The organism is Rhodococcus sp. IEGM 1318 (assembly GCF_033142465.1).
GTDB classification, from domain to species: domain Bacteria; phylum Actinomycetota; class Actinomycetes; order Mycobacteriales; family Mycobacteriaceae; genus Rhodococcus_F; species Rhodococcus_F qingshengii_B.
Map to the genome: position 1 here is coordinate 16,364 of NZ_JAWLSC010000011.1, position 24,534 is coordinate 40,897.

General features: G+C 62.2%; 26 protein-coding genes and 1 pseudogene. 8 read left to right on the forward strand and 19 right to left on the reverse strand.

Annotated features, from left to right (window positions below; genetic code table 11):
• Nucleotide 1 precedes the first annotated feature (1 nt).
• On the reverse strand, nucleotides 2-859 hold the full coding sequence (locus tag R4P65_RS23485) for an ABC transporter permease (protein WP_317828327.1): 858 nt from the start codon (nucleotides 857-859) through the stop codon (nucleotides 2-4).
• Nucleotides 859-1,668 carry an ABC transporter permease gene (locus R4P65_RS23490; RefSeq protein WP_317828328.1) on the reverse strand — a complete coding sequence of 270 codons (810 nt, stop codon included), beginning with the start codon at nucleotides 1,666-1,668 and terminating at the stop codon, nucleotides 859-861. The genes R4P65_RS23485 and R4P65_RS23490 overlap by 1 nt, the downstream gene beginning before the upstream one ends.
• Before the next feature lie 540 nt (nucleotides 1,669-2,208).
• Between R4P65_RS23490 and R4P65_RS23495 the strand changes: the two genes are divergently transcribed.
• A complete protein-coding gene (locus R4P65_RS23495; protein WP_235172253.1) occupies nucleotides 2,209-3,498 on the forward strand; it encodes a TetR/AcrR family transcriptional regulator in 1,290 nt (429 codons plus the stop codon).
• 34 nt (nucleotides 3,499-3,532) lie between these two features.
• Nucleotides 3,533-4,738, forward strand: a complete 1,206-nt coding sequence (locus tag R4P65_RS23500; RefSeq protein ID WP_317828329.1) for a winged helix-turn-helix domain-containing protein — start codon at nucleotides 3,533-3,535, stop codon at nucleotides 4,736-4,738.
• Between the two features lie 246 nt (nucleotides 4,739-4,984).
• Here R4P65_RS23500 and R4P65_RS23505 read toward each other — a convergent pair whose 3' ends face one another.
• Nucleotides 4,985-6,130, reverse strand: a complete 1,146-nt coding sequence (locus tag R4P65_RS23505) for a Rieske 2Fe-2S domain-containing protein (protein ID WP_317828490.1) — start codon at nucleotides 6,128-6,130, stop codon at nucleotides 4,985-4,987.
• 68 nt (nucleotides 6,131-6,198) lie between these two features.
• The gene (locus R4P65_RS23510; protein WP_185564883.1) at nucleotides 6,199-6,465 is read right to left on the reverse strand and encodes a hypothetical protein; all 267 of its coding nucleotides are present in this window, start codon (nucleotides 6,463-6,465) and stop codon (nucleotides 6,199-6,201) included.
• Here R4P65_RS23510 and R4P65_RS23515 point away from each other — a divergent pair.
• Together R4P65_RS23515 and R4P65_RS23520 are read left to right on the forward strand one after the other, a co-directional pair.
• Nucleotides 6,446-6,511 (forward strand): annotated as a pseudogene (locus R4P65_RS23515) (hypothetical protein); the annotation flags it as partial. The gene R4P65_RS23510 and the pseudogene R4P65_RS23515 overlap by 20 nt on opposite strands.
• Before the next feature lie 39 nt (nucleotides 6,512-6,550).
• The gene (locus tag R4P65_RS23520; RefSeq protein ID WP_317828496.1) at nucleotides 6,551-7,096 is read left to right on the forward strand and encodes an IclR family transcriptional regulator; all 546 of its coding nucleotides are present in this window, start codon (nucleotides 6,551-6,553) and stop codon (nucleotides 7,094-7,096) included.
• Between the two features lie 79 nt (nucleotides 7,097-7,175).
• Here R4P65_RS23520 and R4P65_RS23525 read toward each other — a convergent pair whose 3' ends face one another.
• Genes R4P65_RS23525 through echA20 form a run of 4 tightly spaced genes read right to left on the reverse strand, consistent with a single transcriptional unit; the run spans nucleotide 7,176 to nucleotide 10,663 of the window.
• Nucleotides 7,176-8,237: an NAD(P)H-dependent flavin oxidoreductase gene (locus R4P65_RS23525; protein ID WP_317828330.1), complete on the reverse strand. Its 1,062-nt coding sequence runs from the start codon at nucleotides 8,235-8,237 to the stop codon at nucleotides 7,176-7,178.
• On the reverse strand, nucleotides 8,234-8,989 hold the full coding sequence (locus tag R4P65_RS23530; RefSeq protein WP_317828331.1) for a CoA-transferase: 756 nt from the start codon (nucleotides 8,987-8,989) through the stop codon (nucleotides 8,234-8,236). Before R4P65_RS23530 ends, R4P65_RS23525 begins: the two co-directional genes overlap by 4 nt.
• Complete coding sequence (gene ipdA / locus R4P65_RS23535; RefSeq protein ID WP_317828332.1) at nucleotides 8,986-9,879, reverse strand: cholesterol ring-cleaving hydrolase subunit IpdA; 894 nt, start codon at nucleotides 9,877-9,879, stop codon at nucleotides 8,986-8,988. The genes R4P65_RS23530 and ipdA overlap by 4 nt, the downstream gene beginning before the upstream one ends.
• A 7-nt stretch (nucleotides 9,880-9,886) precedes the next feature.
• Nucleotides 9,887-10,663 (reverse strand): (7aS)-7a-methyl-1,5-dioxo-2,3,5,6,7,7a-hexahydro-1H-indene-carboxyl-CoA hydrolase, encoded by a 777-nt coding sequence (echA20, locus tag R4P65_RS23540; RefSeq protein WP_003945611.1) that lies wholly within the window; start codon nucleotides 10,661-10,663, stop codon nucleotides 9,887-9,889.
• Between the two features lie 102 nt (nucleotides 10,664-10,765).
• Between echA20 and R4P65_RS23545 the strand changes: the two genes are divergently transcribed.
• Nucleotides 10,766-11,680: an SDR family oxidoreductase gene (locus tag R4P65_RS23545; protein WP_317828333.1), complete on the forward strand. Its 915-nt coding sequence runs from the start codon at nucleotides 10,766-10,768 to the stop codon at nucleotides 11,678-11,680.
• 66 nt (nucleotides 11,681-11,746) lie between these two features.
• Here R4P65_RS23545 and R4P65_RS23550 read toward each other — a convergent pair whose 3' ends face one another.
• The 4 genes from R4P65_RS23550 to R4P65_RS23565 form a co-directional block, all read right to left on the reverse strand.
• Nucleotides 11,747-12,418 (reverse strand): GNAT family N-acetyltransferase, encoded by a 672-nt coding sequence (locus R4P65_RS23550; protein ID WP_230814865.1) that lies wholly within the window; start codon nucleotides 12,416-12,418, stop codon nucleotides 11,747-11,749.
• Nucleotides 12,419-12,512: 94 nt separating this feature from the next.
• Nucleotides 12,513-12,926 carry a DNA-binding protein gene (locus R4P65_RS23555; RefSeq protein ID WP_230814866.1) on the reverse strand — a complete coding sequence of 138 codons (414 nt, stop codon included), beginning with the start codon at nucleotides 12,924-12,926 and terminating at the stop codon, nucleotides 12,513-12,515.
• A 57-nt stretch (nucleotides 12,927-12,983) separates the two neighbouring features.
• Nucleotides 12,984-13,472, reverse strand: a complete 489-nt coding sequence (locus tag R4P65_RS23560; RefSeq protein ID WP_317828334.1) for a nitroreductase family deazaflavin-dependent oxidoreductase — start codon at nucleotides 13,470-13,472, stop codon at nucleotides 12,984-12,986.
• 1 nt (nucleotide 13,473) lies between these two features.
• Nucleotides 13,474-14,637, reverse strand: coding sequence for a steroid 3-ketoacyl-CoA thiolase (locus tag R4P65_RS23565; RefSeq protein WP_230814868.1), 1,164 nt, complete (start codon nucleotides 14,635-14,637; stop codon nucleotides 13,474-13,476).
• A 174-nt stretch (nucleotides 14,638-14,811) separates the two neighbouring features.
• Between R4P65_RS23565 and R4P65_RS23570 the strand changes: the two genes are divergently transcribed.
• Nucleotides 14,812-16,062 (forward strand): cytochrome P450, encoded by a 1,251-nt coding sequence (locus tag R4P65_RS23570; RefSeq protein ID WP_211921484.1) that lies wholly within the window; start codon nucleotides 14,812-14,814, stop codon nucleotides 16,060-16,062.
• Between the two features lie 182 nt (nucleotides 16,063-16,244).
• Here R4P65_RS23570 and R4P65_RS23575 read toward each other — a convergent pair whose 3' ends face one another.
• The 6 genes from R4P65_RS23575 to R4P65_RS23600 all read right to left on the reverse strand — a co-directional run bounded on the left by R4P65_RS23575 (nucleotide 16,245) and on the right by R4P65_RS23600 (nucleotide 21,356).
• Nucleotides 16,245-16,655 carry a VOC family protein gene (locus tag R4P65_RS23575; protein ID WP_374228013.1) on the reverse strand — a complete coding sequence of 137 codons (411 nt, stop codon included), beginning with the start codon at nucleotides 16,653-16,655 and terminating at the stop codon, nucleotides 16,245-16,247.
• Between the two features lie 142 nt (nucleotides 16,656-16,797).
• On the reverse strand, nucleotides 16,798-17,208 hold the full coding sequence (locus R4P65_RS23580) for a nuclear transport factor 2 family protein (protein WP_317828335.1): 411 nt from the start codon (nucleotides 17,206-17,208) through the stop codon (nucleotides 16,798-16,800).
• 9 nt (nucleotides 17,209-17,217) lie between these two features.
• Entirely contained in the window at nucleotides 17,218-18,081 is an 864-nt protein-coding gene (locus R4P65_RS23585; RefSeq protein ID WP_019746978.1) for a TIGR03619 family F420-dependent LLM class oxidoreductase, read from the reverse strand.
• Nucleotides 18,082-18,116: 35 nt separating this feature from the next.
• A complete protein-coding gene (locus R4P65_RS23590) occupies nucleotides 18,117-19,298 on the reverse strand; it encodes a thiolase domain-containing protein (protein WP_317828336.1) in 1,182 nt (393 codons plus the stop codon).
• Nucleotides 19,298-20,368, reverse strand: coding sequence for a thiolase domain-containing protein (locus tag R4P65_RS23595; protein WP_003945801.1), 1,071 nt, complete (start codon nucleotides 20,366-20,368; stop codon nucleotides 19,298-19,300). The genes R4P65_RS23590 and R4P65_RS23595 overlap by 1 nt, the downstream gene beginning before the upstream one ends.
• 10 nt (nucleotides 20,369-20,378) lie before the next feature.
• Complete coding sequence (locus tag R4P65_RS23600; RefSeq protein ID WP_317828337.1) at nucleotides 20,379-21,356, reverse strand: Zn-ribbon domain-containing OB-fold protein; 978 nt, start codon at nucleotides 21,354-21,356, stop codon at nucleotides 20,379-20,381.
• A gap of 73 nt (nucleotides 21,357-21,429) precedes the next feature.
• Here R4P65_RS23600 and R4P65_RS23605 point away from each other — a divergent pair, with 73 nt between their 5' ends.
• Nucleotides 21,430-22,467, forward strand: coding sequence for an LLM class F420-dependent oxidoreductase (locus R4P65_RS23605; RefSeq protein ID WP_317828338.1), 1,038 nt, complete (start codon nucleotides 21,430-21,432; stop codon nucleotides 22,465-22,467).
• A gap of 171 nt (nucleotides 22,468-22,638) precedes the next feature.
• Nucleotides 22,639-23,613, forward strand: a complete 975-nt coding sequence (locus R4P65_RS23610; RefSeq protein WP_317828339.1) for a hypothetical protein — start codon at nucleotides 22,639-22,641, stop codon at nucleotides 23,611-23,613.
• Nucleotides 23,614-23,676: 63 nt separating this feature from the next.
• Here the strand turns inward: R4P65_RS23610 and R4P65_RS23615 are convergent, their stop codons facing one another.
• On the reverse strand, nucleotides 23,677-24,501 hold the full coding sequence (locus R4P65_RS23615) for a crotonase/enoyl-CoA hydratase family protein (RefSeq protein ID WP_007734275.1): 825 nt from the start codon (nucleotides 24,499-24,501) through the stop codon (nucleotides 23,677-23,679).
• Between the last annotated feature and the right edge of the window lie 33 nt (nucleotides 24,502-24,534).

The following is a 24,534-nucleotide window of genomic DNA, read 5'->3' on the forward strand; positions in this document are numbered from 1 at the left end:
TTCAGACGCCCATTCCCGGGATCTGGGGCACGAGGCCCCACAGCGCGAAAGTCATCAGTACGTCGAGGATTCCGATCGCGAGGATCGCAGTCCGGAGCGCGCGCCCGGCCGCTTGCCCGACGCCGGCTGGACCGCCGGATGCGTAGTAGCCGTACGCGCAGTGAACCAGCGCGACAACAGCGGCGAACACCACGGCCTTGAGGCCCGAGTACAGGAGATCCTGCGGCGAGATCGCCAGATGGAAGAAGTAGTCGTAGGTACCTGCCGACGCGCCGTTGAAGAACACGACGACCAGTCGGGTCGAGAGGTAGCTGGCCAAGAGTCCGATCATGTAGATCGGGATGACGCAGATCATGGCAGCGATCACCCGCGTACCGGCGAGGAACGGGATCGATCGGATCGCCATCGAGTCCAGGGCGTCGATCTCGTCGGAGATACGCATGGCCCCGATCTGGGCAGTGAAACCCGTTCCGACTTTGGCTGCCAACGCGATAGCGACGACAACAGGTGCAAGTTCGCGTGTGTTGGCAACCGCGGACAGCATGCCCGAGAGCGAAGTCATGCCGACAAGTTCGAGACCGCGATGTGTCTCCACACCCAGCATCATCGCGGCTGCAAGAGACATCGCGAACACGATGCCGATAGTGCCGCCGCCGGACAACAGCGAGTTCGTTCCGAAGCTGACTTCGCTGATCTGTCCGAGCACGTGTTTGCGGTACTTGGTGAGAGCAAAGGGGATCGAGGCGATGGTGCGGATGTAAAAGGTGACATGCTGACCGAGCGACACCAAGCCGTCGCCTGCGGTCCGCAACGGTCTGCCGGCCTGCCGCGCTCGGATCCGGAGATCGACGAGTGACATCAGAATTCACCGACTGCCGGCACGATCACGGTATACAGCGCGGACAACACAGTGTTCACGATGAAGACGAGCGCGAAAGCGATGACGACGGCTTCGTTGACTGCGTCGGCAACGCCGCGTGGGCCACCTTTTGCATGGAGACCTTTGAAGGTGGCGACCAAAGTCGAAGCGAGACCGAAGATCGCAGCCTTCACCAAGGCCATGACGAAGTCGGAAGATCGCCCGTACTGACTGAACGTTGCCATGAACGTTCCGGCCGGAAGGTGCTGGACGTAGATGTGGTACAGGTAGCACGCGATCACACCGCCGAAGGTGACCATCGAACAGAGTGCAAGGGAGACGATCACTGCTGCAACCAATCTCGGTGCGACCAGGCGCTCGATCACGTCGATGCCCATCACTTCCATGGCGTCGATCTCTTCCCGGATCTTTCGTGAACCCAAATCCGTGCAGATCGCCGATCCGGCGACACCGGCTATCATCAATGCGCACACCAATGCCGCGGCTTGACCGACGATGATGAAAGCCACGACTGCCCCGGAATAGCCACCAGCGCCGATCCTGCCTGCCAGTTCGCCGACCGACACGGCGATGAAGACACCGATCGGAATCATGAGAAGCAACGATGGGCCGGTGCTGACGCGGCCGATGAACAGGGTCTGAGTAACCGTCTCGTGCAACGAGAGTCGTCTGCGGAGGATTGCCGTGAACAGGCCGAAGATTGCCTGAACCGAGAATCCGATCAAATAGCCCCCCTGTAACGCTACGTCTCGTACCGGGCCCTTCGCGGCTGGTAGCTCGTACGTCATCTAATTGAATTCCTTTGCAGATCAACAGTGTTCGGCACGGAGTTCGAACTGTTCGAGCGCTGGCGGTCGAGCGAACTGCCTGTGAAGCATCTCACACATATATGTGTCCAAGCAAGCATTATGTGAACCGAAATTCTCGTCGGGTTGCCTGTAGTGTTGATCGAGTTTCCGCTTTTGACGTGGAAGTATCGGGACCGTTCATGTCACCACCCCGTGTATGTTTACGGATATTCCGAATCTGTCAGTCGGATTGCTTCGCGGCCGTAGGGACTGCGCTTCGAGCGGTGACACTACCCATTGTCGGCGGCTTCGGGCAACGTTTTGTTAACCGAAATTCTCGGTGAGGGGCTCGTTGGCTGGCGTCAGGGCGAAGTTGTATGTCGTGATCGAACGGCGTTTCACCAGCTGTTATCTGGCGGCAGAAACGCAATGTGCTGAAAAATGTGTGTGAATCCTCGGAATCATGCTTATGCTGATTCTCGTCTGCTGGACAGGCGGATCAAGGTACTTCGAGCGTGAAGGCTGGAGAGTGGGTAGACGGTGAGCCCGAGCGAGCAGTTCGTCGACGCGCAGTCGTCGAGTGGGATTGTTCGGCAGGCGAGGTCCGATTCCGTCAAGAGGCGCCCGAAGGATCGCAAGGCGCAGATCTCGGCAGCGGCGGCAATCGCGTTCAGTGAGCGCGGATATCCAGCTGTCAGTGTCGATGACATCGCGTCGGCTGTGGGTATTTCGGGTTCGGCGCTCTATCGGCACTTTCCGAACAAGTACGCGATGTTCCGCCACGCGGCGTTGGAGTTGACCGAAGCGCTCGCCAGTGCCCTGGACGTCGTCTCGGTTGCGCCTGCATCGACCGACGCGCAGCGGTTGCGCGAAGATCTGATTGCAGTGATAAGAACGACAATTCGCAATCGGCGTACGGCCGGAATCTATCGGTGGGAGAGCCGGTTTCTCGATGCCGCCGATCGGAAATCCGTTCGAGCGCAAGCCAGTGCGGTCAATCGCCGGGTAGCCCGGCATCTTTCGCGCTCCGATCCGGCAATGACGGCGCGTGAAAAGACCCTCGTCGTGGCAGCGATGTTCAGCGTGATCGGCAGCATCACCGTCCATAATCTCTTACTGCCCCAGCGGGTGATGGAGCAGGTTCTGCTCGAGGCGTGTCTGGCGATAGATCACGGCGAGGGCGCAACCACCGCGAGCCGCCTGGAGCAGTCCTCGTTGCCCAGAACGGTGACCACGAACAAACGCGAACGTCTGCTGCAGGAAGCCGTGCGACTCTTCGACTCTCGCGGGTATCACGACGTCAGCATCGAAGAGATCGCTGCGGCCGCCGGCTTGAACGCCTCCGGTATGTACCGCTACTTTCCCAGCAAGGCCGAGCTTCTCGGCGCCGTATTCTATCGAGCCGCAGATCGCTTGGACTTGGCTACTGCAGCGGTGTTCGATTCCGCTGACTCACACGAAGAAGCGCTCCGGTCATTGTCGGCGATGTACGTGGAATTGTCGTTCGCACAGCACGAATTGATGTCGGTCTACTTCTCCGAGATGAACAACCTTCTGCCGAGTCATCGAAGCGATCTGAAGAATCGCCAGAAGCTTTACGTGGTCGAATGGGCGCGGGTACTCCGCGAAATCCGGCCTGAACTGTCGGCGGTAGAGGCGAAGTTCGTGGTTCATGCTGCGCTCAACCTGGTTCCGGACGTCGGCCGCATGATGAAATTCGACGCTGCCGCGGAGAACGCGGCCAGGTTGCAGATGTTCATGTCGGCAGTACTGTTCGGCCGTCAGGCCGCCTCGACCGTGTCCACGCGCCGCGGGACATCGGCTTCCTGAAACGTGTCGGTGGGTGTGCGTAGTCTGGCCCACTATGAGCGAAGTCGTGTCACTGGCAGCTGCCCGTCGCATAGCGCTTGCCGCTCAGGGATTCGGCAAATCGCATCCCACGACGGTCACGCGTCGCAATCTGGTCGGCGTGATGGACCGGTTGCAGGTGCTGCAGATCGACTCGGTCAATGTCTTCGAGCGCAGTCACTACCTGCCGGTTTACGCTCGGTTGGGGGCGTACGACAAATCCAGACTCGATCAGCTCGCCTTCGCCCCCGGCTCGGGTTACCTCGAATACTGGGGCCACGAAGCTACGTTCCTGCCGGTGGACATGTGGCCGCTGTTCCGCTGGCGGATGGACCAGTTTCGCGCCAAGGCGTTGAGCGACAAGGGCGGATGGGCTTCCGATCGGAGTGTCTTCCTCGATTGGTTGCGGCAGGAGCTGCGCGACAACGGTCCGATGGCGGCGAGCGAGATCGAACACGAGGCGAACACACGACGCGGTCCGTGGTGGGGGTGGTCCGATGTGAAGGTCGGGCTCGAGACGCTGTTCCGTTGGGGCGAAGTGGTCTCGGCGGGGCGCGCTGGTTTCGAGCGTCGTTACGGCCTGGCCGAGCAGTTGCTTGAACCCGAGATACTCGACGCACGGGTCGAGCGGTCGGAGGCGATACGCGAGCTGGTGCTGCGGGGAGTGAGGGCACATGGTCTGGGCACACTCGACGACATCGCCGACTACTTTCGTCTGCCCAGCGCAGAAGCACGAACCGCGTTGCAGGAACTCGAAGAGGCCGGGAGTGTGCGCCGGGCATACGTCGACGGCTGGGAGCGTCGAGGTAAAGCACGGGAAGTGTGGATCGATCCACAAGCGAAGCGTCCCAGGTCCATCCGTGCGGAAGCGTTGTTATCCCCCTTCGATCCGGTAGTGTGGGCACGCGATCGAGCGTTGCGGCTCTTCGACTTTCACTACCGGATCGAGATCTACACTCCAGCCCACAAGCGAGTTCACGGGTACTACGTGCTCCCGGTCCTGATCGACGACAATATCTGTGCCCGAGTCGATCTGAAGAACGACCGTCAGAACCGTCGGCTGCTGGTGCGCGCCGCGTGGGCCGAACCCACCGCGGATGCCGACACTGCTCCCCGGTTGGCGGAACTCCTTCGCAGAACTGCCCATTGGCAGGGCTGCGAGACCATCGAGGTGGAGAACAAAGGCACGCTGTCTCGGGAGCTGTCCGCTGCCCTTGCGTGAGCCGTCGAGGCCGCGAGGGCGAGTGTCATTCGGGAACGGTTATGCGCCCGTCGACTGCGGCTCTGTTGATGGACTTTCTCAACTCGGAGCAGCTTCCGGATCGAATGCTCGTCGGTGCGACGTGTTCGCAGTACTCCAAACATGTGGTTCGAGAATCTGATCGCCACTGAGTCGACGTGTGATGCCAGCTGTTCTTCTCCACGAGGACGTACGTTCCACACCGCTCACAGTCCAGCGGTTCCATGGTCATTGCGGCGCTCCGGCAGCGGCCTTGCGTGCAAGGTTGTCCGCAACTTCCTGCTTCCACACCTCGACGGGTTTGCTTGTGTCCATTTCGAATTCGAAGCGATCGACCATCTCGGGCGTGACGTCGGCGACGTCGACGTAGAACTGTTCGTACCAGCGTCGTAGTTGATAGACCGGACCGTCCTCGGTGCAGAGCAGCGGGTTGTCGATGCGAGTCTTGTTCTTCCAGATCTCGATGTCCTGCTCGAACCCGACGCCGATGTAACCGATCATCGCGTCAACGGTTTGGTCCGCTATTCCGGCGGGAAGTTCGTCGGTCTTCTTGACGGTGATGCCGTACATCAGGACGAACTTGTTCGGGCTGATCGGGTAGTGGCAGTTGATCAAAACCGAATCCACCTTGAACGTTTCGTACTGGTACACCAGATCGTCGACCATGAAAGACGGCCCGTGATAGGCGGCCACCGAGAGGTTCGAGACCAACTTCGGCACGTCGGGGTCGGTCCAGGTCACGATGTCGTCGCGGTTGATGCCACTTTGCTCCTGGATCGCGACATGCCCTTCGAAGACGTTCTTGAAATAGGTGGGGAACGAGAAGTGCACGTAGAAGAAATGCGCCATGTCGACGACGTTGTCGACGATTTCTCGGCAGTTCGTATCGATGACTATCGACTTCCACACCCAATCGGTCCACTCGTGCTCCGCAGACTTGATGATCGGAATGGCGACCTCGGCAGGAGGCGGATTGCCTTCGGGGTCGTGCCAGACGAAGAGCAGGTCATCCTGTTCGAGCGTGGTCCAGGCGCGGGTTTTGGCAAGCGGAGGGACCCGCCGGGCATAGGGAATCGCCGTGCACTTTCCGTTGCCTCCCCAGCGCCAGTCGTGGAACGGGCACGCGATCGAATCTCCCTTGATCGTGCCCTGACTGAGATCTCCACCCATGTGCCGGCAGTACGCGTCGAGGACCTTCACCTCGCCCTGGCTGTCGGCGAATACGACAAGCTTGGTGCCGAAGGCCTCGATCGGATGTGGATTTCCGTCGTGAAAATCGTTCGCGAGCCCGAGGCAGTGCCAGCCGCGGGCAAACCGCTCAGGGGTAACGCCTTCGTCGATGACGCGGAATTCGTCGACTTCGCCCAGGTCCATTGTGGTCACAACGCCGTCCTCTGTTCAGGGGTCTGTCCGTGCCACTGTGGCGACGAGTGAGCTCAGGTTCAACGGGCGCAACCGGTGATCGGTATAGGTGCAGGTGGCAGTGACCAGGCGGGTTCGTCTCCCGCACGGTGGGAAATGCCCTGGCGGAGCGCGCCGACTGAGCCCAGATTGGCAGTCGGCAGCGAACACATCGCCCAGCGGTGCCCGCTCGACGGACGGATCACCGGAACGGAGACATCCATGTTGGTCGGACCGATCACCGAAGAGCCCATACCCATGTCAACTCTCGACAGACTGGCGATGGTGATGGATTGCTTTCGTGACACACCTCGACTGACGCTGGGGGAGGTGGCTCGTCGAACCGGAATTCCGCGGTCGTCCGTGCACAGGATGCTTCTGAAGCTTGTGAGAATGGACTGGCTTCGACGAGAAGGGCTCGAGTGCGAAGTAGGAGACAAGCTCGGTGACCTCGGGGCAATTTCGTTGTATCGAAACAAGTTCGAGAGAGTGGTGGTGCCGTTGTTGTACAACCTGCACCTCGTCACGGATCAGGCTGTCCATCTCGGAGTCCTCGAGGGAAGCAACGTGCGCTACGTCCAGAAGATCGGCAGCCGGGCGATACCCGAACTCCAGACAGGCGTCGGCACTCGAATTCCTGCACGGTCCTCGGCCATAGGCAAAGCGCTCTTGGCGGCGGGTCGCCGTTCGCCACTCGCGCAGCCTTCTGGAATTGCTCACCGTCAGCGCGGCGTCGTATTCGGCACGTGTACTTCGGGACTCGGCTGTATCGGAGTGCGGGTTGGTGCACTGGGAGGGGCCGAAGTCGGTCTGTCGATCAGTGGCCCACTGGTTCGAGGCAAGATCGACGATCGGCACGTTGCACCCGTGCAGATGGCCGCCGTGGCAATCTCCCAGTATTTCGAGGTGCCGGACCGTCGTCGCCGGCAGACCTGGTAGTGCCCCGCAACGCACAGAGTGCGCCTCCCTCGACTACGCGTAAAGCGCAGTGGGGGAGACGCACTCGGGCAAAGCTGTGTCAGCGAAGAGCTGCAAGCGCGTCGATACGCTTGGCCGCGTCCTCCATGATGTTCTCGATCAGTTCCTTGCAGCTAGGCAGATCGTTGATCATTCCGACAACCTGACCCGAGGCAAGCACGCCGGCCTCCGTGTTGCCCTCGACCAGACCGGCCTTCAGCAACATCGGAGTATTCGCTGCCATGATGATCTGCATCAGCGTGCGGTCGCCTGACCGTTTCATCGCGAGGCCGTCCTTGGCGAGCGTCGACCACTTCATACCCGTCATTGCCTTGAACTTGGTGGCGTTCTTGGCAGCAGCGATCAAACCGGTTGCATAGCTGGAACCTTCGAGGCTGTTGACCAGGTCGGTGTTGAGCACACGATGAGGCATGCCGTCGACCTTGCGTGAGACCGTCGTATCCGTCAGTCCTCGCTTGAGGTATTCCTGCTTGACGGAGTCCGGCACCGAAGAGTCGCTGGTGAGAAGGAATCGCGTCCCCATAGCGACACCGGCAGCGCCGTACGCCAACGCTGCGGCCAGCCCGCGGCCGTCGAAGAATCCGCCACCGGCGATGACCGGAATATCGACCGCGTCGAGAACCGAGGGGAGAAGCAATGTCGTTGCCACACCGCCGGTGTGACCACCACCTTCGCCGCCTTGGACGATGACGGCGTCCGCGCCCCAAGATGCAACCTTGACCGCATGCTTCGCGGCACCGATCGACGGTACGACGACGATGCCGTGGTCCTTGAGCTTGGCGATCAGTTCCTTCTTGGGAGCCAAGGCAAACGACGCGACCTTGACGCCCTCACGGATCAGCAGGTCCGCGCGCTGCGGCGCGTCGGTGGCGTCGGCACGCATGTTGACGCCGAACGGCTTGTCCGTGAGCTGCTTCGTCTTCTTGATCGCGTGCTCGAGCTCGTCGTACGTCATTGTGGCCGAAGCCAGAATGCCGAGACCACCTGCGTTAGCCGTCGCCGACGTCAGCGCGGGCCCGGAAACCCAGCCCATGCCGGTCTGCACGATCGGGTAGTCGACGCCGACCAGTTCGGTCAGTGCGGTCTTCAGGGTGGGTGTCATGCCGAGACCTCACGGTCCCGGAGGTTGCGCGGGTCGAGGGTCTCGCGGATGAGGTGGAGTTCTTCGGCGGTGGGGTCACGGGTGATACCGGCCTCGTCGAGTCCGGCAACCTCGAACGAGGTGTTCTCGGCGACCTCTTCTGCCGTGACGCCGGGGTGAAGACTCAACGCGCGGAACGTGTTTCCCGGACCGCCGAAGTCGAAGACCCCGAGGTTGGTGACGACGCGGGGTATGTTCAGGTACTTGTATGCGGGGTTCTCGGGATCGATCTGGTCGTATCCGACACCGCACACCACGTCGACCTTGTCGACGAATACTCGCTTGGAGTGCTTGGGGACGAAGTAGCTCGTCGCATGGTTGATGGTGTTACCCGGGGCGCCGCGCACACCGAACATCTGACGCTTTGGCTGTTGAAGCGGGCCGAAAGCGGAGAGGTTCTGGTTGCCGTGGCGATCGAGCTGATTGGCACCCATCACAACGTGGCGACGACCGGAAGCGACGACGTCGAACACCTTGCGGAAAGGCATCCAACCTTCGACGGGGCCCTTCGTTCCGACTGCCGGAGTGTCCTCGAGGATGAGGGCTTCACCGTCGGTGATGAGCAGGTCGGGTTCGGTGGTGAGCCGAGCCAGGCGAGCGCCGATGGTGGACGACGTCGACATCGGACTGGCCATGATTTCGCCTGCACCGGAGAAGATTTCAGCGCAAGCCAGAACTACGTACTCTGCGCGGGTGACGGTGGATTCGCTCATGACGCCTGCTCCTCTGCAAACTTCTTTACTGCGGCTTGGTAGTCCTCTTCGCTGCCGGAGAGGAAGGTGTCGACGAACGCCTGCCACGACTCGGGGGTCTTGGCGGCCTCGGCGTAATGACGCTGGAACTTCTCGTCACGGCCGTAGCTTTCGCCGGCCAACGTGAAGTGCGCACCGTTCGGGGCCTCGACGACGGCGTCGACCATCATGCGGTTGAGCAGAAGATTCTGCAGTGGAACGGATTTGACCAGTTCCTCGGTCTCGACGATGCGCTCGACCGAGACGTAACGCTTTTCGGCGGCCATGCAGTACAGGTCGTCGAAGTACGGGTCGACGCCGTTGTAGGCAGCATTGCCGTGCTTGTCACCGAGATTGAGGTGGACGAACGACGCATCGAGGTTGAGCGCAGGCATCGCGATCAAGGTCTCGGAACGGCCGTCGGCCTCGGGGTACGGGGAGGTGACGGTCTTGAGTTCGTCGCCCCAGAAGTTGCGGACGTCCGAGCCCAGGCCGGCGCGGATCGGGAGGAAGGGGAGACGGGCGGCAGCGGCTTCGAGGCCGCACTTGACCATTCCTTCGTCCATCTCGCGCACTTCGATCTCACCGGCGGTGCGCGCCTTGGCAAACCACGGATCGTAGAACGGCGCGGAGTCCAGGGACACGAAGCCGTAGTACGCCTTCTTGACCTTGCCGGCCGAGCACAGGAGTCCGAGATCCGGTCCGCCGTAAGTGACCACGGTCAGGTCCTTGATGTCCGAACGCAGAATTGCACGCACGAAGGCCATCGGCTTGCGGCGAGATCCCCAGCCGCCCAAGCCGATCGTCATTCCGCTGCGGAGTTCGCCGACTACCTCGTCGAGCGACTTCGTCTTGTCACGCTTGCTAGCCATGTTTTTCTCAGCCTTCCTTCTGGGTTGCGTTCTCGCGCGGCTTGCCGGTGGCGACGAACTCGTCGCGGTGCTCGTCGGACACACCGAGGAGGTTGAGTTCGAAGGTGTAGCCCTGCTCGAGGCGGTAGCTACCCTTGACGTCGACCGGGTCGATGCCGTTGATGGCTTCCTTGGCGCACCGGATAATGCGGGTGTCCTTCGCGGCGATCTTCGCGGCGATCTCGCGAGCGCACTCGTCGAGCTTCTCGCGCGGGACCACGTCGTAGACGCTGCCGAACTGCTTGAGTGTGTGGGCGTCGACGCTCTGCGCCGTGTAGTACAACGTGCGCATCATGTGTTGCGGCACCAGGCGCGAGAGGTGTGTGGCAGCGCCGAGTGCGCCACGGTCGACCTCGGGAAGGGAGAAGATCGCGTCGTCGGAAGCGACGATCACGTCCGCGTTCCCGACCAATCCGATGCCGCCGCCGACGCAGAATCCGTTGACCGCCACGACGACGGGGACAGCGCAGTCATAGACGGCAGCGAAGGCTGCGGCACAACCGCGGTTGGCGGCGACCAGTGCGTCGAATCCCTCGGTGGCCTGCATCTCCTTGATGTCGACGCCGGCGTTGAAGCCGCGTCCCTCGGCTCGCAGGATCACCACGTGCGTGTTGAGATCCTTGCCCGCGTCGAGGATGGCGTCGGCAAGCTCGAACCATCCCTTGGACGGGATTGCATTGACCGGCGCGTAGTCGATGGTGACCGTGGTGATGCCGGTTCCGTCGGAAGAGGTGCTGATGCCCATTTCGGGATTCCTTACGTCTGTGTACCAAACCAAGCGATTGCTTGGTAAGTTAGCACACAAGCGGAGCCGACAAGCCCGAGCAGAGTGCAATAGGAGACAAAAATGAGTGGATTGGTCGACGGACGCGTAGTCATCATCACCGGGGCAGGTCGAGGTATCGGACGTGCGCATGCGTTGGCGTTTGCTGCTGAGGGCGCCAAGGTCGTCGTCAACGACATTGGTGCGGGTGCCGACGGTTCCGAGACCGGCGAAAGTCCGGCCGAGCAGGTTGTCGCGGAGATCATCGCTGCGGGTGGCCAGGCAGTGGTCAACGGAGACGACGTCGCCGACTGGGCGGGTGCCGAAAATCTGATCAAGACCGCGATCGACACCTTCGGTGGTCTGGACGTACTCGTCAACAACGCAGGCTTCCTGCGTGACCGCATGCTCGTCGGCATGAGCGAAGGCGAGTGGGACGCGGTAATCCGTGTGCACCTCAAGGGGCATTTCGCGCCATTGCGTCACGCTGCTGCCTACTGGCGCGGCGAATCCAAGGCCGGCAAGACTGTGGACGCACGCATCATCAACACCAGTTCGGGTGCAGGACTGCAGGGTTCGATCGGCCAGGGCAACTACGCCGCGGCGAAGGCCGGCATCGCCGAGATGACCATCCAGGCCGCCGCCGAGCTCAAGAACTACGGCGTCAGTGTCAACGCGATCGCGCCTGCTGCGCGCACGCGCATGACCGTCGGTGCCGGCGGGGCGATGGCTGAGTCGATGGCGGCTCCAGAAGAGGGCTTCGACGCCATGGCTCCCGAGAACATCTCGCCGCTGGTCGTCTGGCTCGGAAGCACCGAGTCCAAGGACGTCACGGGCCGGGTATTCGAGGTAGAGGGCGGAAAGATCACCGTCGCGGAAGGCTGGCGTCACGGCCCGAGCGAGGACAAAGGTGACCGTTGGGACCCGAAGGAGATCGGGCCCGTCGTGGCAACGCTGTTGGAGAAGGCGGAGATTCCGACGCCGGTGTACGGGGCGTAGGGCCTTCGGCCCTGTGCGCCTTTTTGGTAGTGGGCACTACCGAAAAGGCGCACAGGGGCGTGCCGCCTACGCGGGCGCCCGAACCACCAATACAGTGCCGGGGAACTCTGCTGCGAGCTCGCGCCGGGAATGCTTCACGCAGGCGGTGCCGTACCCCTTCTTGCGGGACTCGGGTGCAATCCAGATCGCGACGTTGACCTCTTGGCCGTCGAGTTCGCCGAATACCAGGCCGACGCTCGTCGGGTTGTCGCCGGAGACGTCCTCGGCGACGAACCAGGCAGCGCTCTCGTCGTCGATGCGGCCGAGGCCACCTGTGCGCTCGGCTTCGATTCGATCCTCGCTCCACGGCTTGCCGTCTTCGTCGAGCTGCTCGCCCGAGCGAATCGTGAACAGCGACTTGTCTTCTGCGCTGTCGCTGAACGGACGCAGGCTGAAGTTCTGCCCACTGCTCGCGGGGCGATCAAGCGTCGTCCATTCGAGAGTTGCGTCGAGATTCTCCAGCTCGCCCTGGATGCGATCGCGTGCGGCCTTGGTGAGCGCACTGAACTTGAGGCTCAGAACTGCTTCGGCATTTGCTTCCGACGTGCCGAGGAGTTCCGCGACGGTGGTCAGTGCCTCCTGGTGGTCCTTGCTGTCGACCACTGCATCCAACACCTCGTGGCGACGCTCCAGCGCACGCACGAGTGCGGAAGTGATCTCGCGTCGGTCCAGGATTTGATCTTGAATATGCGTCGTCATATATGCGACTCCTTGCTGTGTTCGAGGCTCTGTCGAAACGCCGTGCGGACCGTACGAGTCAATAGTGCTCCAACTCGCCCGTTATGGCACGTGTTCAGCCTCCGGTGCGGCGAACGAGTCGTTCGTAGCGCTGGCGGGCAGCTTGAGTACTGCCGAGCCCGAGTCCGAAGGCAATGTCCTGCCAGGTCATGCCCCGTTCACGGGCAATTCCGAGGAACAGTGCTTCCAGCTGTTCCATTTCGGCTCGGGCCTTGGGAATCAGAGTCAACGCAGCCATGACGTCGGCGTCGTCGACTTCGGGTTCGTTCACCTCGGGTGTGTCGGTGCCGCCGGCAAGACGAGCCACGACGCGAACCGCGCCGTAGGGCTCGAGCATCTCCGGATGCGATTGCCGCGCGCGCTGGCTTTGGGTCGCGCCGTGGCGCTCGCTGATCCGAAAGAGTCCGGCGTACTCGCGATGTGAGCGTTCGCGGCCGGAATCGATCGGTCTGAACTGGTCATCGGTCATGAAACCAGGGTGGCACGAGCCCGGATCAATGTAAACGTTTTGTTGTAAACAAATTGTTTATTTTGTCAGTGGCTCACACACGATGACGGGAATGACGCGGTCCGTCCAGGCCTGATAGTTGTCGAAATCCGGATACATCGCGGTCAACTTCGGCCACAGCCGAGCGCGCTCGTCCTCGGTTGCAACGCGGGCTTTCATCGAGCGGATCCGAGACTTGATCTGCACCGTCACCACCGGATCCGCCTTGATGTTGAGGTACCACATCGGATTCTTCGGAAGACCGCCTTGCGACGCCACCAGAATCACGTCGTCGCCGTCCTCGAGGAACAGCAATGGACTGATTCGCTCCTCGCCGGATTTGCGACCGGTAGTGGTGAGCAGGCAGATCGGCAGCCCGCGTGGGAACGCGCTGCCGACCCGCCACTTGCTACCCAGCCTCCCGTCGGTGGCGCGATACATGGCGACGTTTGCCTTCGACATCCATTTGATGAACTTGACCGTCACCGGGGCGTCGAGTCCCTTGGGTTTTGCTGGGGGAGTAGTCATCTCAGATTCGCTCGATGATAGTTCCGGTGGCCAGCGCGCCGCCGGCGCACATCGTGATCAGAGCCGTCGAGCCGTTGCGACGCTCCAGTTCGTGCAGTGCGGTGGTGATCAGTCGAGAGCCCGTGCTGCCGACCGGATGGCCCAGAGCGAGTGCGCCGCCGTTGACGTTGACGTTGTCGAAGTCAGGTTCGTGGACCTGGGCCCAGGACAGTGCGACGGATGCGAATGCTTCGTTGATCTCGAACAGGTCGAGGTCGCCGATCTTCATTCCACTCTTCTCCAGAACGCGGCTGGTTGCCTGCACCGGTCCGTCGAGGTGGAACTCCGGTTCCGAGCCGACCAGGGCCTGAGCGATGATGCGGGCGCGTGGCTTCAATCCGAGCGCGCGAGCCTTGTCCTCGTCCATGAGCAGGACTGCGGCCGCACCGTCGGAGATCTGGGAAGACGTTCCGGCCGTGTGAATTCCGCCTTCGAGGACGGGCTTCAGCCGGGCAAGGGACTCGGCCGTCGTATCGCGCAGGCCCTGATCGCGATTGACGAGCTTGGTCTCGCCCGTGAGGTTTCCTTCCTTGTCGACCTGGGGCGCCGAGAGTTCGAGTACCTCTCGGTCGAAACGCCCTTCCTCCCAAGCCTGCTTGGCCAGTGCCTGCGAGCGGACACCGAGAGCTTCGACGTCGTCGCGAGTCAGTCCGCGTCGGCGCGCGATGCGTTCTGCAGCCTCGAACTGGTTGGGCATGTCGATGTCCCACGTAGCCGGCCGACGCGGTCCGGCCTGGTCACCCACGTTGGCGCCGAGGGGAACCTGGCTCATCGCTTCGATGCCGCAGGCGATGCCGGCATCGATGGCGCCGGTGGCGATCAGTCCGGCGATCAGATGGTTCGCCTGCTGGGCCGAACCGCACTGGCAGTCCACGGTCGTCGCCCCCGTCTGCCACGGCAGACCGGCGTGCAACCAAGCAGTGCGCGTGATGTTGTTGGACTGAGCGCCGGCCTGGGTGACGCAGCCGCCGATCACCTGCTCGATCAACAACGGGTCGATTCCCGACCGGTCGAGAACTCCCTTTTGTGCAGCTCCGAGGAGTTCGGCGGCGTGCAGACCGGCGAGCCAACCTCCGCGCTTGCCGATCGGTGTACGGACAGCCTCGACGATTACTGGTGTGCCCACAGCGGGCTCCTTTCCTTGTAGTGAAAAAGTAGAACAGGTTCTCTGCGGGAAGCAAGACCTGCCGACGTTTCCTTTCCTAGTAAGCAGGCTTGTGTTTCAATGAGAGTAGAACGTGTTACACATCACGGATCCCCATCACCCCTGTGATGAAAAGGCTTAGGGCAGGAGACATCAGTGGCACAGCCCGCATTCCCCGAGGGAATCGACTTCACGGACCCCGACATCTACGCGGAACGTATGCCGTTCGAGGAGTTCGCCGAACTCCGGAAGACGGCCCCCGTGTGGTGGAATCCGCAGCCCCCGGAAATCGGCGGATTCCAGGACGAGGGCTTCTGGGTGGTCACCCGTCATGAAGAGGTCAAGGAGGTCTCGCAGCGAAGCGACATCTTCTCGACTCACGAGAACACTGCGATTCCTCGCTTCGCTGACGACATCCCGCGTGAGAACGTCGAGATGCAGCGCTTCATCCTCATCAACAAGGACGCCCCGGAGCACACCAAGCTTCGCAAGCTGGTTTCGCGTGGATTCACCCCGCGAGCTATCAACAGCCTGCGCGAAGAACTGACCGAGCGCGCCGAAAAGATCGTCACGACTGCGGCTGCCGGTGGTGCCGGAGACTTCGTGGTTCAGGTCGCGTCCGAACTTCCGTTGCAGGCAATCGCCGAGCTTCTCGGTGTGCCGCAGGAAGATCGAATGAAGCTCTTCGACTGGTCCAACCAGATGACGTCGTACGACGACCCCGAGTTCGACATCGACCCGCAGGCAGCGTCGATGGAGATTCTGGGATACGCGTACCAGATGGCGGATCAGCGCAAGAAGTGTCCCGCCGATGACATCGTCACCAAGCTCATCGAAGCTGACATCGACGGAAATGAGCTCTCCCCAGAGGAATTCGGCTTCTTCGTGATTCTGCTTGCGGTCGCGGGTAACGAGACCACTCGTAATGCCATCACACACGGCATGGTTGCCTTCCTCGACAATCCCGACCAGTGGGAGCTGTACAAGAAGGAACGTCCGAAGACTGCGGCCGACGAGATCGTTCGTTGGGCCACCCCGGTGACGTCTTTCCAGCGCACCGCGCTCGAAGACACCGAACTCGGCGGACAGAAGATCAAGAAGGGCGATCGCGTCGTGATGATGTACGCGTCGGCCAACTTCGACGAAGACGTCTTCGAGAACCCCACGAAGTTCGACATCATGCGTGACCCCAACCCGCACCTCGGATTCGGTGGCACCGGTGCGCACTTCTGCATCGGCGCCAACCTGGCTCGTCTCGAAATCGATCTGATATTCAACGCGATCGCCGATCACCTACCCGACATCACCAGGCTCGGCGATCCCCGTCGCCTGCGCTCGGGCTGGCTCAACGGCATCAAAGAGTTTCAGGTTGATTACAAGACATCGGGCTGCCCGGTCAAACACTGATCCGGACATATACTGACCTGATAACCGGCGAGTAGGTTCTGTGTAGCTTTTCGGGAGTTGCCTCTGCACTCTCGAACACGCAGAACTACAGTAGACGTTCCGGGGGGCCACTAGTTGGCAACCTGGAACTGCGGCGGCGTCTGCGGGATCCCTCATCTCCCGTAGGCGCCGCCGTTTGTAGTTCAGCCGCCGTATGGTTTGGTGATCGCTTCGAGAAAGTGGCCCGACGGGTCGAGGAAGTAGACCCCACGCCCACCGTCGTTGGTGTTGAATCCGGTACTCGACTGGCGCGGATCGGCCCAGTGATCAAGTTTCAAGGCTTGTATGCGCTGGTAGATGCCGTCGAAGTCGTCTTCGGAGACGAGGAAAGCGTAGTGCTGAGACGGCACCTCCACGCCCTCTTCCACTTGCGCGAAGTCCAACGTCACGCCGTGATCGAGTTCCACGCCGAGAAAGTAGCCGGCTTCGACAGGGCCCGGTAGACCGAACATGTGAGTGAAGAACCACGCCGACTCTTGTCGGTCTTTTGCGGCGATGATGGTGTGATTGAACGAAATGGTCATAAGTGACCCCTTGCAGTACGACGCCTCCATGCCTGACGCAGTCCGTCATCGACACGCGACGTTGGAAACCAGGAAACCATTCCGAGGTTCTCGGTGCAAGTACCACTGCCGAATTCGATTGCGACGAGAGCGGCCCCGGTCACTGACCGGGGCCGCTCTCGTATTGGGGTTCTCAGGCTTTGCGTGCGGTCTTCATCGCGCGGTCCACTTCCCAGAATGCTCGAAGCGACGCGATCTTGCCGTCGTCGTTCACCCGGTAGACGAACACACCCTCGGCGTCGATGATCGAGCCGCCGATGGTCGTACGGATCTTGCCGATGTTGACGTTCTCGTTGCCGCACACCAGGGAATCGTCGATCAGAAATTCGAGCTTGTCCGCGTTGGCGATCGTCATGTCGTAGAACTTCGAGATCGCCTCGCGCCCGTGATGCCCCTTGCCGTCCGGGTCGAAGCCCGACGGCCCGACCGGATCCTCCACCCAACCGTCCTCGGCGAAGAGGTCCAGCCAGGCTTCCTTGTTCTTGCCACTCGCTGCGGCGCGCGAAGCGCTACCCGCGACGCGAGCGGGGTGTTCGTCAGTCATCGCGGCTCCTCAGTTGATGTACTGCTCGGCGAACTTGCGCATCGAATCTTGCTTTGCCTCCAGTGGGGCATCGAATCCGATTCCGTCGAAAACCCAAGGCACGGTGATGATGTCCGTGACACCGGCGTCTTCGAGTTCGGCGTAGCCGTCCTTGCCGAAACGATCGATGCATACCGTCTGGATTTCGAACGGCTCGTTCTCGCGGCCGTACTCGGCACGCAGTTCACGCAGTCGTGCGATGACACCGACCAGATCGTCGAACTTGATCATTGCCGACGTCCACCCGTCGCCGACGCGCGCAGCACGCTTGAGCGCCACCTCGGTGTGGCCGCCGACGTAGAACGGAACCGGCTTGGTGGGAGCCGGACTCATCTGCAGGCGATCGAAATCGAAGAACTCGCCGTGATACTCGACCATGCCGCCGCCCAGAATCAGTTTGAGGACGTCGATCATCTCGTCCACTCGGGCGCCGCGACGCTTGTACGGCGCGCCGCACCACTCGAACTCTTCCGGAGCCCAACCGATTCCGACACCGAAGCCGAAACGGTTGTTCGTCAGTGCCGCTACTGATCCGACCTGCCGCGCGAGCAGGACCGGATTGCGGCTACCGAGCTTGAGTACCTGGGTGTAGAACTCGATCTTCTCGGTCACCGCGCCCATCGCGGCCGCGGCGATCAGCGGATCGACCCAGGGGGTCTCGGCGTTCCACATCCGAGACCCGTCCGGGGTGTACGGGTAATCCGCCGCCTGCGTTTCCATGAAGAACAGTGAATCGGGGAGAGCGATCGACGAAAAGCCGCATTCCTCGGCCGTTTTGGCGATGCCGGCTAACTGGTCCAAGGGGTTCATGGCAACCCCGACGGTGTACTTCATCTTCGGCCTCTTCCTGATCGGCGTGTGTGCTGCTGTTACGTGGTGGGACGTTCGGAGCCGACGACCCACATCGAGAAGTACTGCGAGCCACCGCCGTAGGCATGGCCGAGGGCCTTGCGAGCATCGGCCACCTGGTGATCGCCGGCGCGGTGCATGACCTGCATCGCCGACTCGGCAAAACGGATCATGCCCGAGGCACCGATCGGGTTGGAGGAGAGAACACCACCCGAGGCATTGACCGGGAGCTTGCCGCCGATCGCGGTTTCGCCCGCCTCGGTCAGCTTCCAGCCCTGGCCTTCCTCCGCGAAGCCGAGGTTCTCGAGCCACATCGGCTCGAACCACGAGAACGGGACATAGATTTCGGCGCAGTCGATCTCGTTCAGCGGATCGGTGATTCCCGCTGACTTCCACAGTGCTGCTGCGGCGTCACGGCCGGCTTGCGGATTGACCTGATCGCGTCCGGCATAGAAGGTCGGCTCGGTGCGCATGGCGGTCGCGTGGATCCACGCGACCGAACGACCCTCGGCCTCGACCTGTGCGGCCGCTTCCTCGTTGCCGATCACCAAAGCGCACGCGCCGTCCGAGGACGGGCAGGTCTCGTCGTAGCGGATCGGGTCCCAGAGCATCTGAGATGCCTGCACCGATTCGAGAGTGATGTCCGGCTGCCGCAAGTGCGCATAGGGATTAAGGCTGCCGTTGAGTCGATCCTTCACCGCGACGAGGTAGCCGATGTGCTCCGGTGCGCCCGATCGCCGAATGTACGAACGGACGTGCGGGGCGAAGTACCCACCGGCACCGGCGCCGACGGGCATGTTGAACGGAACCGGTACGGACAGCGCCCACATTGCGTTCGACTCGGACTGCTTCTCCCAGGAAACTGTCAGAACCCGCTTGTGGACTCCGGATTTGACCAGGCTCGAGGCGACGATAGCCGTCGAACCGCCCACCGAGCCGGCTGTGTGAACACGCAGCAACGGCTTTCCGTTGGCGCCCAGTGCATCCGACATGGCGAGTTCGGGCATCATCGAACCCTCGAACAAGTCGGGGGCCTTTCCGATGACGACGGCGTCGATGTCGTCCCAGCCGACGTTGGCGTCGAGCATCGCGGCGTCGATGGCTTCACGGACCAAGCCCGCCATCGAGACGTCGTGGCGCTTTGCGACGTAGTGAGTTTGGCCGGTGCCGAGCACGGCCGTGAGTTGAGGCGTTCCGGCCATCAGTTCCGTCCCTCCAAGACTGCTACCAGGTTCTGCTGCAGCACAGGGCCGCTTGTTGCATGGGCCAGAGCGCGATTCGCCTGACCGTCGAAGATTGCCTTGGCGGCGTGGCCGATTCGTTCCAGACCACCGGCGAACAGTGGGTTGCCGCTGAGCGGACCGCCGGACGGGTTGATCGTGGTGGCGTCGGTCAGGCCGATCGCTTCCTTCAAGATCAATTCCTGGTGAGTGAACGGTGCGTGCAGTTCGGCGACGTCGATGTTGCCGACCTCGCCGCCCGTTGCCGCCTTGGCTGCCGACGTAGTGGACGGCGACGTGGTCAGGTCACGTGCACCCAGGTTGGGGGAGTCGATGCGATGCTCGAGTCCGGTGATCCACGCCGGCCGCTCGCAGAGATCGCGGGCGCGGTTACCCGAGGCCAGGACGATTGCTGCCGCGCCGTCGGTAATAGGCGCACAATCGTGTGCGCGCAACGGATCTGCGAGGAAGGGGCTGGCGAGAAGTGCCTCGATGTCGACCTCGCCCGCGAGCTGAGCCTTCGGATTGCTCAGCGCGTGACGACGGCTGCGAGCGGCAACCTCCGCCATGTCCTCTTGCGTCCACTTACCCGCGTCGAGTCCGAGCCGGGCTTGAAGTCCGGCGATCGAGACGGAGTCTGGCCACAGCGGCGTCACGAGGTACGGATCGAGTTGCATGGACAGGATCTTGCGCAGGTGCCCGGCGGAGGACTTGCCGAAGCCGTACACCAGCGCGGTCTCGACCTCGCCGGTCAAGATCTTGATCCACGCTTCGTAGAAGGCCCACGCAGCGTCCATCTCGACGTGAGATTCGTTGATGGGCGGGACTGCTCCGATTGAGTCTATGGCCGAGATGAAGGAAAATGCTCGCCCGGCCAGGTAATCGGAAGATCCGGAGCACCAGAAGCCGATGTCGGACTTGGTGATTCCCAGATCGCTGTAGAGCTGCTGGAAGCACGGGACGAGCATCTCGACACCGTTGGTGGTGCCGTTGGTTTCGCGGACGTGGGGTGCCTGAGCAAAGCCCACGACTGCGATGTCTGCAGAAGTCATTTCAGGAGCCTCACAGGTGGTGTTGGAAGGTGGAGTACTCGGCGTCGGGTTCACCTGTCGGCCGGAAGTATTCGATGTTCTCGAGGGTGTAACCCCACTCTTCGCGAGGCTTCCACTTGGCTTCGACACGCATGCCCATCCGTACGTCCGCGGCATCACATTCGAGAATCAAGTGCAGGAACGGAATATCGGCCCCGTCGAGGAGCACGTAGGCGGCCACGTAGGGCGGTTTGATTCGCTGCCCGAGGAACGGGACGTTGACGATGCAGAAGGTGGTGACAATTCCCTTGTCCGGCAGTTCGATCTGCTCGCTCGTCGGCTTCCCGTTGGTGGGATTCGCGCCGCGTGGTGGGATGTAGATCTTGTCTTCGGGTCCGCTGCGACCACCGATAAGCTTGCCTTCTGCGAGACCACGGAGGTAGAAGCTCTCCTCGGCCGAAGCGGAATGCATGAAGTGCAGGTCGACAGGCGTCGTGATCATGGTGACAGGATCGGCGCTGGAATCGACTGTCGCGATTCCGTTTTCGCTCTCACCTGGTTCGAAGCACTCGATGTCCTTGATCTGCCCGATCCGCTCCGACGCCCAGCGAGCACGAACCCGCAGGCCGGTGCTGATGTCGTCGGGGGAGTCGACGTCGACTGCGTGGAGCATCGACGTGTCCGCGCCGTCGAGCTTGATCAGGGCCCACGCGAAAGGCTTCGTCAGTGGTTGACCCTCGATGGGTTCGGGCATCCACGTCCAACTCACGACCGTTCCGCCGTCGGAGACCCCGGCGAAGTCGGTCAGTGGTTCGGCCGTGTCCGGATCGAATTCCGGTGGCGGCACGAAGACACGACCGTTCGACCCGCGTGCGCCGATCACCTTGCGATCACGCAGGGCAGTCACGAACGCGCCGATGGTCGGTCCCGTCGATCTGGTGTAGTCGAAATGGAGATTCAATGGTGCGCTCAGGGGCTTGTCGGCCACCCCGCTCTTTCCGATGGTCACAAGATCGAGTAGAACAGGTTCTAGAGATTGTGGCAAGAGTCACTTCTGATCACCGGCAATGTGGAGGCCTGCGATGAAGCTTGGGTTGCAACTCGGATACTGGGGCGCACAGCCGCCGGCAAACGCCCCGGAACTGATCGAGGCCGCAGAAGGCGCGGGATTCGACGCGGTCTTCGCGGCGGAGTCCTGGGGATCGGACGCATTCACCCCGCTCGCCTGGTGGGGATCTCGGACCGAGAACGTCCGGCTCGGTACTTCCGTCGTACAGATTTCGGCGCGAACACCGACCAGCTGTGCCATGCACGCGCTCACTCTCGATCACCTCAACGGTGGGCGAACGATCCTCGGGCTCGGCGTATCCGGACCGCAGGTCGTCGAAGGTTGGTACGGCCAGCCGTTCGAGAAGCCGCTCGCGCGCACCCGCGAATACGTTTCGATCGTGCGCCAGGTTCTCGCCCGTGAAGCGCCCGTCACCAGTCCCGGCCCCCACTACCCTCTGCCGTATGCGGGACCGGGCAGTTCGGGACTTGGCAAGCCGCTCAAGCCCATTACGCACCCGCTGCGTGCGGACATCCCGATCTGGCTCGGCGCTGAAGGGCCGAAGAACGTCGCGCTCGCTGGTGAAATCGCCGACGGCTGGCTGGCGATCTACTACACCCCGCGCCTGGCCCCGATGTACAACAAGTGGCTCGACGAAGGCTTTGCTCGAGCCGGGGCCCGTCGCAGTCGCGAAGACTTCGAGGTGGCCGCCACGTGCCAGGTCATCGTGACTGACGATCGCGCCGCTGCCATCGCCGCTCTCAAGCCGATGACCGCCCTCTACGTCGGCGGAATGGGCGCCCCGGAGTTGAACTTTCACGCGCAGGTCTACAAGCGGATGGGCTACGAGAAGGAGGTCGACGAGATCGGTCGCCTCTTCATGTCGGGTCGCAAGGACGAAGCTGCTGCCGTCGTCCCCGACGAGATGGTCACCGAGACCATGATCATCGGCAACGTCGACGAGGTGCGCGCAGACGTGAAGCGTTGGGAGGAAGCCGGAGTCACGATGCTGCTGGTGACTTGCCGCGACGCCGACCACGTGCATGAGCTCGCGGCCGCGGTGGGTGGTTGAGCGGGACCCCGCCTCTTTCGAGCGGGAGGCCCCCCTTTTTCGAGCGAACGGCACGTTCAGCGCATCTGAGGCGCTCAACGCGCCTTTCGCTCGCCGAAAGTTATCCACAAGGCCGCCAAAACCCCAGGTCGCCGCCGAAGCCCGCGCTGCTACTCGAGTCATGCTGCAACCATGCGGCGAGGAACGTGGGGCGATGATCTGGACGCGATCTACCGCGTCAGTCGAAGCGGAGTGATCCGAACGGCCGAGTTGGCGCGATTGGGCGTGTCAAACTCCGCCGTGCACAGCCGGTGTCGAGTGGGCGGACCCTGGCAGCGCATATTGCCAGGAGTCATCCTGCTCCGAAATGGTCAACCCACGCCACGTCAACGATCGATCGCTGCGCTCATGTTGTGCGGTGACGAGTCCCTGCTGACCGGGCGATCTGCCATGGCGGAGTACGGATATCGAACGCACTCCGGGGATGTGCAGGTGCTCATCCCCCTCGACCGTCGAGTTCAATCGGTTGGGTTCGTCACGGTGGAGCGCACTATTCGACTGCCCGAGCCGGAGATTCGCAACGGTCTGCGCTGTGCCCCGCTGCCGCGGGCGCTACTCGACGCTGCGAGGCGGTGCAAGTCCCTCGATCCCACACGGGCACTCATTGCCGAGGTCGTTCAGCGCGGCGACGTCTCGGTGCGCGAACTTGCGAAGGAACTCGAGGCGGGTAGCAGTCGGGGTTCCGCGCTACCTCGGGTCGTGTTGCGCGAAGTGAACGCGAACGTCCACTCGGTTCCGGAGGTTCACGCGCGAAAACTGTGGCAGCGGAGCGGACTGCCGGAAATGTTGTTCAACTATGAGATCCGGGATGCGAAGGGAGACTTCGTCGCAATTCCGGACGGATGGATCGATTCGGTTGCCTTCGCGTGGGACATCGACTCTTTGGAATGGCATGCCGCGCCGACGGACTACAAGCGCACGGTGGAACGCCGGACGCGTATGCAGAATGCGGGCATCATCGTGTTGCCGACGGTGCCCAGTGCACTGCGAACGGACCCTGATCGCGTGATCGAGGACCTTCGTGCGCACTACAGATTGGCGCAATCACGTCCCCGGCCGCAGGTGTTCGCGAGGTCGAGGTGGGCGAAAATGGACGAAACCGGCTGAGTGAAAGTGCCTTTCGGTGCACTGAAGGCGCCGAAAGGTACGTTCGCTCGAAAAGGGGGTGGGTTAGACGCCCTTGAACTGGGGCGCTCGCTTCTCTCCGAACGCCCGCGGGCCCTCCTTGGCGTCCGCGCTCATGAACACCTTCATGCCCAGCTGCGCGTCGATCTGGAAGGCCTCTTCCTCGTGCATGCCCTCGGTGTCGCGGATGGTCTTGAGAATCGCCTGCACGGCGAGGGGGCCGTTTGCACTGATCAGGTCCGCGAGCTCCAGCGCCTTGTCGAGGGCCTGACCGTCCGGGACGACGTGGCCGATGAGCCCGATCTCCTTGGCCTCCGGAGCCTTGATGTGACGGCCGGTGAGCAGGATGTCCGCTGCGATCGTGTACGGAATCTGGCGCACCAGACGCACCGCGGATCCGCCGAGTGGGAAGAGCCCCCACTTGGCTTCGGAGACGCCGAACTTGGCGCTCTCACCCGCGACACGGATGTCGGTTCCCTGCAGGATTTCGGTTCCGCCGGCGATGGCTGCACCCTCGACGGCGGCGATGAGCGGCTTGGTCAACCGGCGACCCTTGAGGAGGCCTTCGATCTTGGACATGTCGACGCCGCCGCCGGCGAAGGAATCTCCCGGCGGCTTGGCGGACATGTTCTTGAGGTCGGCGCCGGCGCAGAAGTCGCCGCCCGCCCCGGTGAGGATGGCGACGCGGATCTCGGGGTCGTTGTCGACCTGGTCCCAGGCATCGACCATGATCGCCATCATCTCGCCGGTGATGGCGTTCTTACGCTCGGGGCGGTTCATGGTCACGATGAGGACGTGACCGCGCTTCTCCACGAGGCAATGCGGCGCGGTTTCCGAAATGTCTGATTTTTCGGTCGTCGAAGTGGACACTGATGGCTCCTGGCAGGTCTGTGAGCTGGCTCT

Coding starts and splice junctions, on each gene's coding strand:
- R4P65_RS23545 (WP_317828333.1), top strand. CDS start 10,766: ATGAGTGGATTGGTCGACGGACGCGTAGTCATCATCACCGGGGCAGGT.
- R4P65_RS23590 (WP_317828336.1), bottom strand. CDS start 19,298: ATGGCCGGAACGCCTCAACTCACGGCCGTGCTCGGCACCGGCCAAACT.
- R4P65_RS23500 (WP_317828329.1), top strand. CDS start 3,533: ATGAGCGAAGTCGTGTCACTGGCAGCTGCCCGTCGCATAGCGCTTGCC.
- R4P65_RS23555 (WP_230814866.1), bottom strand. CDS start 12,926: ATGACCGATGACCAGTTCAGACCGATCGATTCCGGCCGCGAACGCTCA.
- R4P65_RS23550 (WP_230814865.1), bottom strand. CDS start 12,418: ATGACGACGCATATTCAAGATCAAATCCTGGACCGACGCGAGATCACT.
- R4P65_RS23530 (WP_317828331.1), bottom strand. CDS start 8,989: ATGAGCGAATCCACCGTCACCCGCGCAGAGTACGTAGTTCTGGCTTGC.
- R4P65_RS23575 (WP_374228013.1), bottom strand. CDS start 16,655: ATGGAGGCGTCGTACTGCAAGGGGTCACTTATGACCATTTCGTTCAAT.
- R4P65_RS23605 (WP_317828338.1), top strand. CDS start 21,430: ATGAAGCTTGGGTTGCAACTCGGATACTGGGGCGCACAGCCGCCGGCA.
- R4P65_RS23490 (WP_317828328.1), bottom strand. CDS start 1,668: ATGACGTACGAGCTACCAGCCGCGAAGGGCCCGGTACGAGACGTAGCG.
- R4P65_RS23585 (WP_019746978.1), bottom strand. CDS start 18,081: ATGAAGTACACCGTCGGGGTTGCCATGAACCCCTTGGACCAGTTAGCC.
- R4P65_RS23580 (WP_317828335.1), bottom strand. CDS start 17,208: ATGACTGACGAACACCCCGCTCGCGTCGCGGGTAGCGCTTCGCGCGCC.
- ipdA (WP_317828332.1), bottom strand. CDS start 9,879: ATGGCTAGCAAGCGTGACAAGACGAAGTCGCTCGACGAGGTAGTCGGC.
- R4P65_RS23485 (WP_317828327.1), bottom strand. CDS start 859: ATGTCACTCGTCGATCTCCGGATCCGAGCGCGGCAGGCCGGCAGACCG.
- R4P65_RS23505 (WP_317828490.1), bottom strand. CDS start 6,130: ATGGACCTGGGCGAAGTCGACGAATTCCGCGTCATCGACGAAGGCGTT.
- R4P65_RS23525 (WP_317828330.1), bottom strand. CDS start 8,237: ATGACACCCACCCTGAAGACCGCACTGACCGAACTGGTCGGCGTCGAC.
- echA20 (WP_003945611.1), bottom strand. CDS start 10,663: ATGGGCATCAGCACCTCTTCCGACGGAACCGGCATCACCACGGTCACC.
- R4P65_RS23595 (WP_003945801.1), bottom strand. CDS start 20,368: ATGACTTCTGCAGACATCGCAGTCGTGGGCTTTGCTCAGGCACCCCAC.
- R4P65_RS23520 (WP_317828496.1), top strand. CDS start 6,551: ATGGACTGGCTTCGACGAGAAGGGCTCGAGTGCGAAGTAGGAGACAAG.
- R4P65_RS23610 (WP_317828339.1), top strand. CDS start 22,639: ATGCGGCGAGGAACGTGGGGCGATGATCTGGACGCGATCTACCGCGTC.
- R4P65_RS23560 (WP_317828334.1), bottom strand. CDS start 13,472: ATGACTACTCCCCCAGCAAAACCCAAGGGACTCGACGCCCCGGTGACG.